Raw genomic sequence first — 13,335 nt, forward strand, 5'->3', positions numbered from 1 at the left:
TCGTTCAGTCGGCACATCCGGCCCATCGCGCCCGTTCCGTAAGGGGTCGTTCACCGGTCGCTTGAGGCGCCGATGCTTGTTCCGTCTCCCGCAGCGCGGCAGGTCCGGTCAGCTCGTGGGGAGAGGTGTCGGAGATGCGGTGGTGTGCTTCGAGCTGGCGACCCATGCTTCGCCATCCCAGCTGATCCACACTTCGCACGCACTGCGCGCGGCGGCTCCAGAGCGGGATGCGCCGGCGAGGTAAGCGTGGGCAGAGGTCGGCACGAGCTCATCGAACACGTCGAACTGCGTATCCGTCGCTGATACGTCAGCACAGGAATCGAGGATCCCGGAAGCCTGTTCCTCCGACGTCGCGCCAGCGGCAGCACGGATCGCTTCGACATCCCCGGTCAGAACGCCCGGCTCGAGAGCCGTGAGCGTGGAGCGCGCGGAGCCGGCGGGTGGTAGCGAGCTCTGCGCGGTCAGCAGGAGGGCAGCTGCACCTCCTGCTGTGATCGCGAGCGCTGCTGCGCAAGCAAGGACCACGAGGCGACGTTGATTCATGTCCACAGTGAACCGCATCACCGGTCGGGGCGGATCACGTCTCGAAGGTGATCGCTGAGCGGGCGTCCGATAGGGGGTCGTTCACCGCACCACTGCGGCGAGCCGGATGCGCTGTGCATGGGTGCGGGCGGCAGTGTCCCGTAAGGCCCGCCCGATGGAATGTCCAGTGAGGGGGTGGCTATCGGGACACTGGGGCGGTGATTCAGAAGGCGATGCTGCGCACTCGAGCCGAGGCGCTCGACGACCTCGAGCGGCAGATGCGTTCCGAGGCTGACTTCGCGGGGGAGCGAATCGTGCGGACGGGGGAACGGCTTCCGGTTGCAGGAGACGAAGACCTTCACGGTCCAGGTGTGGAAGATGCTGTCTAACTGGCGTCTCGTGGTGATGCTGCCGCACCTGCAGATCGAGGGACCCACGGGTACTGCTACTTCGGCGCCGGTCCTGAGAGCGTGGTGTGCGCGGTCGCCGCTGGTCTGCAGTGGGCGGATCCGATGAACACGGCTCCGGCGTGGTTCGACAAGCAGGCGTTCTGCTTGTCGGTTCGGTCCTTGCGGGGTGGACGGACAAGCGAACGGCTGCTGCAGCGCGTGCTGCAACAGCCGTTCGGACTTCTCCGCGAATCTACGGAGCGAGGATGTAGCTCATGCCGGGCACGTCCTTGACCTGGCGGGTGCCCCACTGGCCGGGGCCGGCGACACCGTTGAGCTCGGTGATGTTGATGTAGAGCCCGTCGGGGTGCTGTTCGATGGAGTCGACCCAGGCGACGTGGCCGTACGTCGCATCTGACCCTTGGACTCCGGGCTGGAAGACGACGATGCTACGCGCCTGCGCATCGAGGACGGTCGTCCAACCGGTTGCCGCTGCGGTGTCGGTCCATTCATAGGCGTTGCCCTTGAAGGCCGGGTAGAGGCCCGTCGCCTCGTGGAACTTCTCCTTAGCCCCGTAGGTGCACTGAGTGGGGTCCGGGACGGTGTTGGTCGCTTCAGTAGTGCCGACGGTGCGGCCGCTGTCGGCAGTGACGGCTGCTGTCGCGACGGTGTCGGCTTGCGCGGGGGCGGCGGCGAGCGTCGGGACGCCGAGGGCGAGGGTGACGGCGACGATGCCGCCGAGAATCTTGCTGCGCTGGAACGACCGGCCGTGCTGAGTCGTCTGGCTGGCCGTGGTCTTCGTGGTGTCCATGATGTTTCTCCTTCGATGTTTCTCCGGTTCAACTGGTTCCACCCTCCTCCTCGCCGCGAGCGGTGGAGAGGTTGCACATGGACTACGGAGAGGTTGCGCATCGACCACGGCGAGGTTGCACACCGACTACGGAGGACGTCCAAGAAGCACTCAGCTGCGCCTGCGCGTAATCCGCTACTCCAAAGACGTCATTCCGAGGTACATACAGGCGCATAGGTTGTCTCGCATCCCTATGGATTCGAGACGTCTTATTGGTCAGAGAAGCGGAGCTTCCTCACCTGCGCGCTGGTTTGGAGCAGTGAGTCTCAGAACTAGGTAACGCAACTGTTTCCCGCGACTTTTATCAACTGCACTGGTTGCGAGACGCAGCCCGGCCTTTCTTGTGGAGCGGGCGCCTGCGTTGCCGCGCTCAGGCACCGTGACTGGTGTCGCGGGCGAGTGGCTGAGGTCTTCGACGTCGATCGGACCTACACGCCGCGCGCGCAGCAGCTTGGTTGATCTTGACTGCGATCCTCGTGATGACGCCCGTGCTCCTTGTCGGCGAGCTCCTGTGTGCTTGACCGCGGACGACCGTGTCAGAGCAGCTCGAGCAGCTGCGCCTTCTTGCGGTCATACTCCTCCTGAGTGATGGCACCAGAAGTCAGCAGGCCGTGCAGGGAAGTGATCCGCCGCGCTGCGTCGTGACTCGACTCGTCAAGGGGGCCAACGGTGTCTGCATCGATAGGGTTCCTCTTAAGCGACTCGTCGTCCGTAAGCGTTTCAGGGGTTGCCTCAACGGACGAAGCGCGTCGCTCCACCATGAGCGACTCGACTGTCGCTGCGCCGGTCCTTGCTCGGTGGAGGTCCAACGCGAATACGTACTCGCTACCGTAGGCCGTGATCCTCAGTGCTCCGCCCTGAAGGGAGTCGACGGCGTCCACGGCCTCGATATCGCCGACGGGAATCGACGCCTCGACGTCTCGGTGCGTCCACTCGAGGGCGTCGTCGAAGATAGTCACCGTCGCCTTGTCGCGCTTGTCGCCGAACGGGGACGACCACAGCTTCTGATGCGAGGTCACGTTTTGGACATCGGCGTCCACGGCTGACGAAGAGGGTTCCCCTGTTGCGGTAGCCGACGCACTCCCGCTTCCTGCGAGTGACACCGCTCGCCGGATCGCCGTATCGAGCCGGCCCCGTACAAGTCCGAGCTCTCCCTGGGAAGTAGGGTCCGTCACTCCGGTGAGCGAGTTGGTCGTCGTGGCGCCGGAGATGGTAGCTACGGCGCCGGATCTTTCGCCGGTGACGGACACCGAGAGGTTGCCGTCCCAATGCCGGTACAAGCTCTTCGCCCGCAACAAGACGAAGCCGGACGTCGAATCGGCGTTCTGCACCGACAAGCGGCACTGCGCCGCTGCCGTCAGCACCGCCCGGAAGACCAACTCCTCTGACGCCCCCGGGAAAGAGATGCGTCCGTTGCTCAGCGCCGAGGAGAAGAAGCCCATTTCTCGATGGTGCCGCTGATCGGCACTCAGCGCCACTGCTCTACCTCGCATACTGCCCCGAGCCGTCGTGCAGAGACTCCTGTCGGGGACGAGGTGATCACGGGCGTCTCGTGCAGAGAGCAATCTGGGACGAGCGGCCGCTCACAACGCCTTCAAATAATGAGGAATACGCATTGATTGCGCGCGGTAAGTTTCGCTCGCTGCTGCCGCAGCCTGTCCTGCTGGGGCTGGCAACAGGCAACGCCGGAACTTCGAGGTGCCGCCAGGCTAGAAGCTGTCGCTCCTGACGAGGAGCTACAGGGGTTGGCGCCGTGGTGACCTCGGCGCACCTCATCGCGAAACATGGTGCAAGACTCACCGCCCTTAGATGCCAGGCCCTTCGGCTCTGGCGCTAGTTGGCGGCGACGGTTGCAGCAACTCGAAGGTAGGCGTACACGGTCTCCCGGCTGATGCCGTACTCCTTCGCCAGCGTCGTCTTCGGCACCCCGGCGGCGGCACGTTCCCGTAGCTCGGCAGTCTGGGCCGGCGAGAGTGAGCGGGCACGTCCGCGGTAAGCGCCGCGCTGCTTAGCGAGGGCGATACCCTCGCGTTGGCGCTCTCGGATGAGTTCGCGCTCGAACTCCGCGAACGCGCCCATCATGTTCAGAAGCAGGTTCGCCATCGCACTGTCCTCTCCCGTGAAGGTCAGCTGCTCCTTGACGAACTCGACCCGGACCCGCTTGTCCGTCAGCCGGCGCACTAGCCGACGCAGGTCCTCGAGGTTCCTCGCAAGCCGGTCCATCGAATGCACGAGCACCGTGTCCCCGTCGCGGACGAACCCAATCATCTCTTCGAGCTGCGGACGGTTCACGTCCTTCCCGGAAGCCTTGTCCTCGAACATTCGATCCAGGATCACGCCGTCGAGCTGACGGAGCGTGCTCTGATCCAGCGTGCTCACCCGCACGTACCCGACTCGCTGACCCGTCATGCCGCCTCCGACCCCTATTTGTCCAGTTGAAGTCTAAGAGTCTCAAGGACGAGTGTCAGAAAAAACCGAGAGCGACCCTAGTCGGACGTGGTTCGCGGATCTGTCTGACGTCTAGTTGAGGTGTACCCCAGCTGGACGTGGTCGCGGTCATTCGAGTGCCGTCGGTGCAGAGGCGTCGGAGGTCCTTGATCGTGGTTCAGCGGGGGTTGGATGCGGGGAGCTGAGCTACTCGCTCACTCGAGTCCATTCCCCGTTCTTTAATGTGTGGCGGAACCAGCCGGCGATCGTCTCGGCCTCGTCCGGGTCCTCGAGATCGTAAGTCGGGTATTCGTACGCCAGCACATCCGTGCCCTCGAGGCGCGGGGAGTCGGTCCCGTCGTCGTAGATCTTGGCGTAGACGTCGCCCTCGGAGGAGGAGAGACTGCCGCCGGAGAAAGGCGTCCCGATCAGAACGGGAGTCGCGCCGCTGAGGTCGAGCGCCAGCACCGTCGACATGATCGACGCGCGCCCGGCGCAGCACAGCGCGGCCGGCGTGCCCGTGCACTGGACGACAAGAACGGCGTCGTCTCTGCCGTCCCCGGTGAGATCCGTGGTGCCGACGAGCCGCGTTGCGAGGATGCCCGTCCCACTCTGGCCGTCGTCGAAGTTCTCGCCCTGACCGTCGGACAACTGGATGGGCCGGGACCCTTCCCACTGGGTGCACGCACCGGCGGGGATGAGCAGCTCGCCGACGACGTCCTCGATCGGCCCACGGCTGTCGACGTCGTCGACGACGTATCCGATCATGGCGTTCACGAGTTGCTGCGTGCGCATCAAAGACCCGTGGTAGCACGGCGAATTGCCGCCTTCCATTAGGTCACGACCGACTTCGTCGACCGTTTTCAGCTTCATGTCCCGCAGGAACTGCTCTCCGAGGCTGTGCACTGCGCTGATGGTGTAGCGGCAGCGGGCGCTGTCCCGAGTCGTCGCGCGTGCTGTGGCCGATTCGTGGCCGACGACGACGTCCCCGACGCGGACATCCTCTGTCTGGAGGGGAAGACCGAGGAAGCCCATCCGCGGCATTGTCAGCGTCGTGTCGCCGTAGAGCGCGTGCACGGGCAATTCGGTCGGCCATGGTTTCAACAGACTGAGCTCCGTCGACCCAGTTCGAAGCGCCCGCCCAGCATCTGATTCGAAGGCGCTCGCTTGCGCGGGTAGCCAATCGCACGGGGTCCCGGTGTTCAGTGAGGTGGTCGTCGCGGAACCGCAACTGCTAAGTGCGCTCCGCAGCAGCGCCGAGAAGGCGCGGCTGGCGGTGGCATTGATCGACCCGCCCGAGCCTCCCGCGGAGACGGAACGAGCGATGTCGGATCCGGTGTTCGGCGTTCCGAAGGTGATGACCTGGCTCAGGTCCTTGAGCAGGCCAGGATCCTGGGCCAGTGCTTGGCGCACAGCGAGGCCACCCATGGAGTGCGCGACGACGATCACCTTCTGGCCGGAGTTCTGAGCCAGGCACCGGATCGAGTTCGCGAGCGGTGCCGCGATCTGATCGGACGTGACCCACTGCGCCGACGCGTCGTGATAATCGAAGGTGTAGACGTCGGTATCCCCGAGGTACTGCAGGACGCCGACCACGGTCCGAGAGGATGGGGTGATCGATTCGCCGATCGTGCCGAGGTCGGCCGTGCGCGAGAAGTTGCCGAGCGGCTTTGAGAGGTGTGCTGAGTTCCCGGTCCACCCGTGGACCATCAGCACCGGGACGACTCGGCCCGATTCCGGATCTGGTCTCGCCTCGCCGTCGGCTTCGTAGTCGCTGATCCAGACGTTTGCCTGCTCGAGCCCTCGGGGCGCACAGCCGGCGGAGAGATTCGTGTACGAGTTCTCGGTCGGCGAGGCGACGGCGGGCGGCGTGGCGACGACGAACGCTGCGAGCAGCAGCATGACCAGAGCGACTCGAATGCGTCTCACTGCTGCAACTCGCTCTCGATCGTGCCGTCCAGCTTCCAGACGCCGTTCTCGACGACCATGAATGCGAGGTAGGCCCTCGGGTCCGCCTCTCCGGGCACCGTCATCGACATCGCGATCGTGCCTGCCTGATCGTCGGTCGCCACCCAGGTGGAAGAGTCAACGTCGATTGTCGCGCCCGGTGGCACGGCGACGTCCGGTGCGGCCTGAACAGCGGGGCGCAGAGCCTCGGATGCCCCCGCGACAGGATCCTCCGGCACTGCTCGCAAAGCATCCGCAACGGCTTCTGCTGTCGGGTCGGTCACATCGGGTGATTGAGTCGGCGTCGCGCTGCTCACGGGGGCGCTGGCCGACGATCCCGGGCCCGACCGCCACTGGAAGGGATCCACCACGAAGGTCGCGCCTGCGCCGATCAGCACGATCGCTCCGATCGTGACCGCGAGGGTGCGGGCCTTCACGCTCGGCACCGCATAGTCGAGACAGGTGCAGAGGTGTGGTGGATGACCTCGTCGAGCCCGAAAAGGGTCAGACGCGGTCCAGGCGTCGAGTGCGATGCGGACGCACCGGCCGTGCGTGATCGCATGCGGTCATTATGTCGACGGGATTCCCGGAGGCACAATGTCGAGTTCGTGCGGCGAGACATCACGTCCTGTGTCTGTGGTCACCAGCGCCGTGCTGTCAGAGCTCGATCTCCGCGATCCGCTGTGCAGAGGGCCCGCTCGTCCCCCCGCCCAACCGTGTCAGCACCGCGGGCCTACTCGCACAGCGATCCCGCGCGCCATGATCCGGCATCTGCGCCTGCCTACCGATGCGGATGGGGATCCGGTCGCCCAGGTCACGCGTGACTTGGGCGTGTCGCGAGCGACGTTCTACCGCCGCTCCCGCGCGCGCGTCGACGCGGGCCGAGGAGCACTCGGAGCCAGCGACTAGGGCCCGGAGGCTGCGGTCATACCGTCAGTTTCGCAAGTCGTTCTCCGATGCGGGTTCCGTCGCGGTGTTCCTTCGGGCACAGGTTGAGCCAACGCTGGAGGACAGCGATCTCTTCGTCGCGGCGTCCGAGCTTGCGGTAGATAATGGCGGCTTGCTCGGTGTACCAGGGTGCCGGTTCGCGGCCGTCGCGGGAGCCTTCTGCTCCGGCGATCGCTGCTGTGCACAGGACGAGAGCTTCGTCGAGTCGTCCTTCGCGCTTGAGCTGTTTGATCGGCTCGACCAGCTCCAGATAGTGCACTCCGTTCACCGTCCCGCGTTGGAAGTCCTTCGCTCGCGCTCCTCCGCCGGCGAGGGCCTCTTTAACCATGGTTCGGGAGGACTGGTGGTGCGCGGCGGCTTTCGCTGGTGATGACAGGGGTGGTCGGTTCGATGCGGACCACTGCCACCGCGCGGGTCCGTCGCCCAGCCATGCCCATGCCTCGGCTCGCAGGCCGGTGGGCAGAAGTTCGGTGAAGATCTGCACTTCGACGACTTCTGACCCGTCCTCGCTCAGCTCGAGCTCCTGCGCGATAAAGCTGGGGAGGTAGCCGATGCGCTCGCCCTCGACATGCACTCCTACGGCGAACGGGTCTGCTCTGTTGTCGGGCTCTCGTTGCAGGGAACCGGACGTCTCGATGTAGCCGCCTTCGGCGGCGTGATGACGTGATGCCAGCGCCGTGATCGCCTCGCGGGCGAAGGTCGTCGTTCCCGTCAGCTGCACCACGCCAAGCTCGATCGTGGTGCTGAGGTTCACGCGAAGTTGAACGCGGTGCGCGAACGGGGACGCGGCGCTCGGCTCCTCCTTCGACGTGGCGTCGTTGGTGCGAGGAGCGGTCCGGCCCAGCAGCCTGTCGAGGAAACCCATACCCGGCATCATCGGGCAAAAAATCCCGAATCTGTACTGCGGCCGAGGTCCCGCTGTCCACCTGTGTGCAGGCCAGCCCCAGCGAGAGCTGGGCTGTGCACAGGTGGTCAGGGGGCGTCCGCCTCGGACGCTGACGCACGCCGCGCAAAGAAGGGGAGCATCCAGTCGGATGCTCCCCTTCACTCTTGCCCTGGGCTCAGGCCGTCGCCTCCCGTGCCGCTGCCACTTCGGTGTAGAGCGGGGGCTGGTTGTCGTCCTCGAACATGCCGACCGGTGGCGGCGTGTAGGGCAGCGGATCTCCGACGTCGTTCTCGTCGCGGGAGTCCGCGAACGGCCCGTCCATCGAGAGGAGCACGTTCATGTGCGGGTCGCAGTGGTTGACCCACCAGGTGCTCGGCCCGTCCGTCTCGTCTCGCCGTGCGGCCTCCCACGCCCGCCACAGGGCCTCGATGCGCTGCACCGCCTCCTTGCTTCCCCACCAGGCCGCTTTCCAGCGCATGCCGCCCCCGGAGCCATACGCAATCACCCGGCGGCGGTAGGTGCTGATGAGCTGCTTGCGCACGAACTCATCCGCGGACCCGTAGTGCGTCGTTACTGCCTCCTCGCCTGGCGCCGGAGCGTGCTCTGCGGTGGGTGCGGAGTCCTCGCCGCCGAACGGGTCGAAGTCGTCTGCGGTCATGCTTCCTCGATAACGGCGGTAGTGACGAGGGGCGGCGTCGTCGGTGCGGGCTTGCCCGCTTTGTGGTTCGCGATGGAGGCGTTGATCGACTCCACCAGCGCCTTGGGTCCGTCGAACCAGGGGACGGTGGGCAGAATCGCGGCACGGTTACCGGAGGACATCATCACCGCGCGCCCGATCTTGCGGCCCTTCCTCGGTGTGGGGAGGTTCGCCAGCTCCGCGACGTCGAGGATCAGTTCGCGCTTCAACGCGCTCGTGGTCGAGCGCACACCCTTGTTCATGCTCGCGGAGGTCGTCTCCCGGTCGTAGGTGCCGATCAGGTCGGACACCATGCGCAGGACCCTGAACCGACCCCTTGACAGCACGGTGCTCGGAGCTGAGTGACGCGATGCGCTCACACGCACCGCTCGAGCAAAGGCTCGCTCCCTCCTCCCTCCGCCGTCACACCCAACTAGGAGGTACCACAGGGGCTCGCGGGTATGTAAACGCCCAGCCCCCATGCCCGTCGGCCACCCTTCCCGGCCACAGGGCCACGCCGCCGGGCCTGCGAAGCCCCGCGTTACCTCTTCTAGCGTTCCATAGCGGAACGCAATAAAGTCACTGCCTCGAAGGTAAGTTTCGGCTGGCTGGTATGAATTGCTTGCCCGACCCATTTGATGCCATTCTCATCAGCCTTGATAGACGCGGTTCCAACGGGTTCCGAAAGCTCTTGGGCTGTATCCATACCATGAAGTAGTGCGGCTTCCACTCCTTCGGACGTGAGAAGCTGTTCATGCCACCCGAAAACGTTGGAGGGTCCTCTTCGATATCTATAGAGGATGAAGGCGTCATTAGGTTCCTGTGCCCAGCAGTGAATAAGTTCGATATCACCAGCACGATCTTGCTTTAGGAAAACACGCACTCCTCGCAGGAAGGCGTCGGCTGTATGTTCCGCCTGTGTCATTGCCCAACTCCTCCTAATCGACAGTAGCAGAGGAGAAGAGTAGATTTCTTCTCCTCTGCTACTGACCGAACTTACTCCGTGAACATGATCTCCGGCAGGGGCGCGTAGTCGAACGCGACCTCGGTCACGTCGCTTGCGATCTCTGCCTTCAGCTCCTCGATCTCCGGCGACGCGAGGATCTCGGCCTGCTTCGCTTGTTGGTCCGCCGTGAGCCCTTCCTCCGCAGGCGTGCTCGACCGGCTAAACGGGTTGTCGACACCTGGGTAGTCAATCGAGTACGTCACCCAGTCGGCGCAGCGAGCTTCGCCGCCCTGCTTGCAGTAGAGGGTCTGCATGCCCATCTTTCCGCCGACGGGCCATCCGTAGTACAGGTCGTACGACCGGGGATTGTAGATGCCCAGCAACTCGACCTGCTCGCGGAGCACGCACCTGCCGTCGACGCAGTCGTAGTTGCCCGCGTAGGCCTTGAGATTGTAATTGCCGTTCCCCTGCAGCGTGCTGTTCGTGGAAGCCATCACCTTCTTCATTGCGTTGGTGCTCCAGATGTTGTGCTTGTGGAAAACCTTGTCGAGGCCCCACCCGCGCTCGATGTCTGCATCGTAGAAGCCGCGCCGGATCGGGAAACTCCCATGCGTACTGCTCGACACCGTCGCGAAGGTGTCTGTACTGGGGTAGCCGGCGGGCGGTTGTGCTGCCATCACCGGTCCCGTAGAGACCAGTCCGATTCCGGTGGCTGCGATGCCCGCAATAAGCAGGCTTGCAGCGAAGGAACGGAAACGCTTCATGCGATCCACCTCTAGCTTCTTGTCTCTACTCTCATTGGCACTTCTGAATTCCCTCAATGGCATATCGAACGGCCTTTCATCTGTAGCGTTTTTTCAGATGCGGATTGATCTCCGCGTTTGAAGAAGGCTTGCAGCGAAGTCAGGAACGGTCAAGAGCGGAGCTTCAAGTGGCGGGATAAGTGGCGCGTTCGTGAGCGAGGAGTCTTACTCGGATCTTCGTGAATTCGGCTCTACTTCTTTCTCTCCTCCGCTTTCGCTTGCTTCAGCGCCCTCGGTTGGCGTGGCCGGAAGGGTGGCGGCCAGCGCGCTGGTGAGATCACTTCGGGGGCCGCCCGCAATGCGACTCTCGTTGGCAGCACACTCCGATCGACCATATGAGTATGTGTCACGTTCCAGGCGTGTGGTGAGAGGATGAAAGGTATGACAGGAGCGAAAAATCGCAGCACACCAGTGAAACCACTCCAAGATCGAGCTCATCGAACGCGAGCCGCGATCGTCGCGGCGGCACGCGAAGTCGTCATCGAGGTGGGTAGAGATCGGGCGACAACCGCCAAGGTGGCGGCTCGCGCCAGCGTCGGCATCGGCACTCTCTACCGGTACTTCGTCGATTTCGCGGATGTGCTCGAGGCTGTTTATGCAGAGGATCCGATCTGCGATAGACATCAAGCGGTACTGAGAGCTGCGCACAAGGCGACCGACTCGGAGAGCGCCGAGACCGTCGCGGTGGAAGCTCTTCAAGAACTCATAAAGGAACTCAGGGCTGAGTCGCTTCTCGAAGCCGAGCTGCGTCTTTGCACCTGATCTCGGGATCGTGCGAGCAACCCGCGGTGTCCGCTCGCATCGCAGAAGGCCTTCGTTTGTTCAGCGAGCGCACGCATCGGATGCCTCGCCACGAGGGACCATCAGCGCTCGCCGCCCGACCGCTCCCCGAACTCCACGAGCTTCGCGAACAGGTCCTCGATCAGCCAGCGGGTGTCGAACGCCTCGCAGACCCGGATCGTGTGCGGCCCTGCGTCGGGCAGGAGCTCGCCGTCCGCGGAGAACCGCGGCGCGCGGCGCTCCCGCCAGCGTCCGCCGGCGGGGTTCATCACGGCGCCCATCGCCGGGCTGTCACCCAGCGACCGGAAGTCGAGCGGCCCGTACGGGATGGTGTCGTTGAACGCGATCAGCTGGTCCACGAGGTAGTCGGCGAGGGGACTCGTCCCGCGGAGCCGCGTGCGGAGCTCGGCGTGCCCGACTCCGACTCCGGAGTACACGGGCATCGGGATCTGCCACAGGGCGATGCCCGACTCGAGGACGCGGTTCGCGGCGTCGACGTCGTTGATCAGGTTGAACTCGGGGCTGTAGGCGGGGATCTCGTCGTAGGGCGGGCCGCCGACCCAGACGACCACGACGTCGCGGGAGGCGATCGACGGCTCGAGCAGCAGGGCGGCGGCGACGTCGGTCAGCGGCCCGAGCACGGCGATCCACAGTCGGCCGGCGTCGCGCAGCGCCTCCGCGACGATCAGGCGGGCGCCGTCCGACGCCTCGGCGGGCAGGGCCGACTCGGCGCCGTCGACGACGGTCACCGTCGCTCCCGCCAACTCCACGATGCGGTCGATCTCGGCGCGCGACTCCGGCATGCTCCCCGGCCGGCCGAAGTGCGCAGCGACCAGGCCGCGGACGTCGAGGGTCTCGGTCAGCAGCGCCTGGACGATCGCGAACTGGTCGTCGGCCTCGTTCGCCGCGTCGGTGCTGACGATCAGGCGGTGCGGGGGAGGCGGGGTCATGCGGACTCGCGCTGCACGAGGGTCGTCGCGAGGATCGGCTGCCGGTCGACCGGGCGGCCCTGCACGACGGCGACGACGGTCTCGGCGGCGACACGGCCCATGTCCTCCAGGGGCTGGCGGATGGTCGTGAGGGTCGGATCCGAGGTGGTCGCGATGACGACGTCGTCGAAGCCGATCACGGAGACGTCGGCGGGGACGCGGCGGCCGGACGCCTGCAGGACGCGGATCGCGCCGTTGGCCATCAGGTCGGAGGAGGCGAAGACGCCGTCGAGGTCGGGGTGGCGCTGCAGGAGGCGCGCCATAGCGGCTGATCCGCTCTCGAGGGTGAACTCGCCGTGCACGATCGGGCTGGAGTCGAGGCCGAGCTCGGTCAGCTCGTCGCGCCAGCCGCGGATGCGGTCGCGGGCGGGCTCCATGTCGTGCGGGCCGGCGATGATGCCCAGGCGCCGGCGGCCGGAGTCGGCGAGCGCGCGGGCGGCGAGGCGGCCGCCTCCGTAGTTGTCGGAGTCGATGACGATCGCGTCCTCGGGCAGGGCGACGCGCGGGCGGCCGACCCAGGCGATCGGCACGGGGGAGCCGGCCAGCGCCTGCGCGAGGTGGGTGATCTCGTGCTGGAGGATCACGATCGCGCCGTCGACGGCCCGCGAGCGGAGGAAGCGGGGGATGCGGTCGCTGTCGTCGTGGTCGGCGGGCAGCAGCACGGGCTGCACCTCGCCGGCGTAGAGGCCCTTCGCGGCGCCCTTCAGCACCGAGGTGAAGAACGTCCCGGTGAGGCTGTCGAGCTCGTTGAAGGCGACGATCAGGGCGATGGCCCCGGCCCGCCCGCCGCGGAGCATCCGGGCGGCGCTGTTCGCCTCGTAGCCGAGGGACTTCGCGGCGCGCTCGACCGCGGCGGTCATCCGGACGTCGACATTGGTGCCGCCTGCGAGCACCCGGGCGGCGGTGGCGCGCGAGACGCCCGCGGCCTGGGCGACGTCCACCAGCGTGGGTCGAGTCATGCTGCTTCCTTCTGCGAGGGGAGGGTCCGGCTTCCGTGCCTCCCCGCGGAGCACGGTGGGGAGAGCGTCGGAGTGAAGACTCGCACGGGGCGGCGGGCGGCCGTCCGGAACTGCTCGATTTGCGAAACTTCCCTTTGATACTAGGCGGAGATCGTTATCTCGCGGAGACCGGTTCTCGCTTGCATCGTGCTCGAGGGCGGGTTAGGTTGGCCG

At 65.6% G+C, this 13,335-nt stretch carries 14 protein-coding genes; 1 reads left to right on the forward strand and 13 read right to left on the reverse strand.

Going from position 1 to position 13,335, the window contains the following annotated elements:
- Positions 1 to 108 precede the first annotated feature (108 nt).
- From C5C37_RS17080 to C5C37_RS02130, 11 genes are all read right to left on the reverse strand, one after another.
- The gene (locus C5C37_RS17080; RefSeq protein ID WP_146085166.1) at positions 109 to 543 is read right to left on the reverse strand and encodes a hypothetical protein; all 435 of its coding nucleotides are present in this window, start codon (positions 541 to 543) and stop codon (positions 109 to 111) included.
- Between the two features lie 621 nt (positions 544 to 1,164).
- Positions 1,165 to 1,722 (reverse strand): CHAP domain-containing protein, encoded by a 558-nt coding sequence (locus C5C37_RS02090; protein WP_104338374.1) that lies wholly within the window; start codon positions 1,720 to 1,722, stop codon positions 1,165 to 1,167.
- 575 nt (positions 1,723 to 2,297) lie between these two features.
- Positions 2,298 to 3,203 carry an SHOCT domain-containing protein gene (locus C5C37_RS02095; protein ID WP_104338375.1) on the reverse strand — a complete coding sequence of 302 codons (906 nt, stop codon included), beginning with the start codon at positions 3,201 to 3,203 and terminating at the stop codon, positions 2,298 to 2,300.
- Positions 3,204 to 3,594: 391 nt separating this feature from the next.
- Positions 3,595 to 4,170 carry a recombinase family protein gene (locus C5C37_RS02100; RefSeq protein WP_104256138.1) on the reverse strand — a complete coding sequence of 192 codons (576 nt, stop codon included), beginning with the start codon at positions 4,168 to 4,170 and terminating at the stop codon, positions 3,595 to 3,597.
- Between the two features lie 225 nt (positions 4,171 to 4,395).
- Positions 4,396 to 6,090, reverse strand: a complete 1,695-nt coding sequence (locus tag C5C37_RS02105; RefSeq protein WP_104273449.1) for a triacylglycerol lipase — start codon at positions 6,088 to 6,090, stop codon at positions 4,396 to 4,398.
- A gap of 23 nt (positions 6,091 to 6,113) precedes the next feature.
- Complete coding sequence (locus C5C37_RS02110; RefSeq protein WP_146085168.1) at positions 6,114 to 6,572, reverse strand: hypothetical protein; 459 nt, start codon at positions 6,570 to 6,572, stop codon at positions 6,114 to 6,116.
- 488 nt (positions 6,573 to 7,060) lie between these two features.
- On the reverse strand, positions 7,061 to 7,948 hold the full coding sequence (locus C5C37_RS02115; RefSeq protein WP_146085169.1) for an HIRAN domain-containing protein: 888 nt from the start codon (positions 7,946 to 7,948) through the stop codon (positions 7,061 to 7,063).
- Positions 7,949 to 8,144: 196 nt separating this feature from the next.
- The gene (locus C5C37_RS02120) at positions 8,145 to 8,627 is read right to left on the reverse strand and encodes a DUF4913 domain-containing protein (protein ID WP_104338378.1); all 483 of its coding nucleotides are present in this window, start codon (positions 8,625 to 8,627) and stop codon (positions 8,145 to 8,147) included.
- Positions 8,624 to 8,959, reverse strand: coding sequence for a hypothetical protein (locus C5C37_RS17085; protein WP_104273445.1), 336 nt, complete (start codon positions 8,957 to 8,959; stop codon positions 8,624 to 8,626). The genes C5C37_RS02120 and C5C37_RS17085 overlap by 4 nt, the downstream gene beginning before the upstream one ends.
- 236 nt (positions 8,960 to 9,195) lie before the next feature.
- Positions 9,196 to 9,570 (reverse strand): hypothetical protein, encoded by a 375-nt coding sequence (locus tag C5C37_RS17090; RefSeq protein WP_146076867.1) that lies wholly within the window; start codon positions 9,568 to 9,570, stop codon positions 9,196 to 9,198.
- A 71-nt stretch (positions 9,571 to 9,641) separates the two neighbouring features.
- Entirely contained in the window at positions 9,642 to 10,364 is a 723-nt protein-coding gene (locus C5C37_RS02130) for a hypothetical protein (RefSeq protein ID WP_104262297.1), read from the reverse strand.
- A gap of 411 nt (positions 10,365 to 10,775) precedes the next feature.
- Here C5C37_RS02130 and C5C37_RS02135 point away from each other — a divergent pair, with 411 nt between their 5' ends.
- Positions 10,776 to 11,156, forward strand: a complete 381-nt coding sequence (locus C5C37_RS02135) for a TetR/AcrR family transcriptional regulator (RefSeq protein WP_181127354.1) — start codon at positions 10,776 to 10,778, stop codon at positions 11,154 to 11,156.
- Between the two features lie 101 nt (positions 11,157 to 11,257).
- Here the strand turns inward: C5C37_RS02135 and C5C37_RS02140 are convergent, their stop codons facing one another.
- Together C5C37_RS02140 and C5C37_RS02145 are read right to left on the reverse strand one after the other, a co-directional pair.
- On the reverse strand, positions 11,258 to 12,124 hold the full coding sequence (locus tag C5C37_RS02140; protein ID WP_104338380.1) for a nucleoside hydrolase: 867 nt from the start codon (positions 12,122 to 12,124) through the stop codon (positions 11,258 to 11,260).
- A complete protein-coding gene (locus tag C5C37_RS02145) occupies positions 12,121 to 13,122 on the reverse strand; it encodes a LacI family DNA-binding transcriptional regulator (protein ID WP_104338381.1) in 1,002 nt (333 codons plus the stop codon). The genes C5C37_RS02140 and C5C37_RS02145 overlap by 4 nt, the downstream gene beginning before the upstream one ends.
- Positions 13,123 to 13,335 lie beyond the last annotated feature (213 nt).

The organism is Rathayibacter sp. AY1F9, from assembly GCF_002932155.1.
Lineage (GTDB): Bacteria > Actinomycetota > Actinomycetes > Actinomycetales > Microbacteriaceae > Rathayibacter.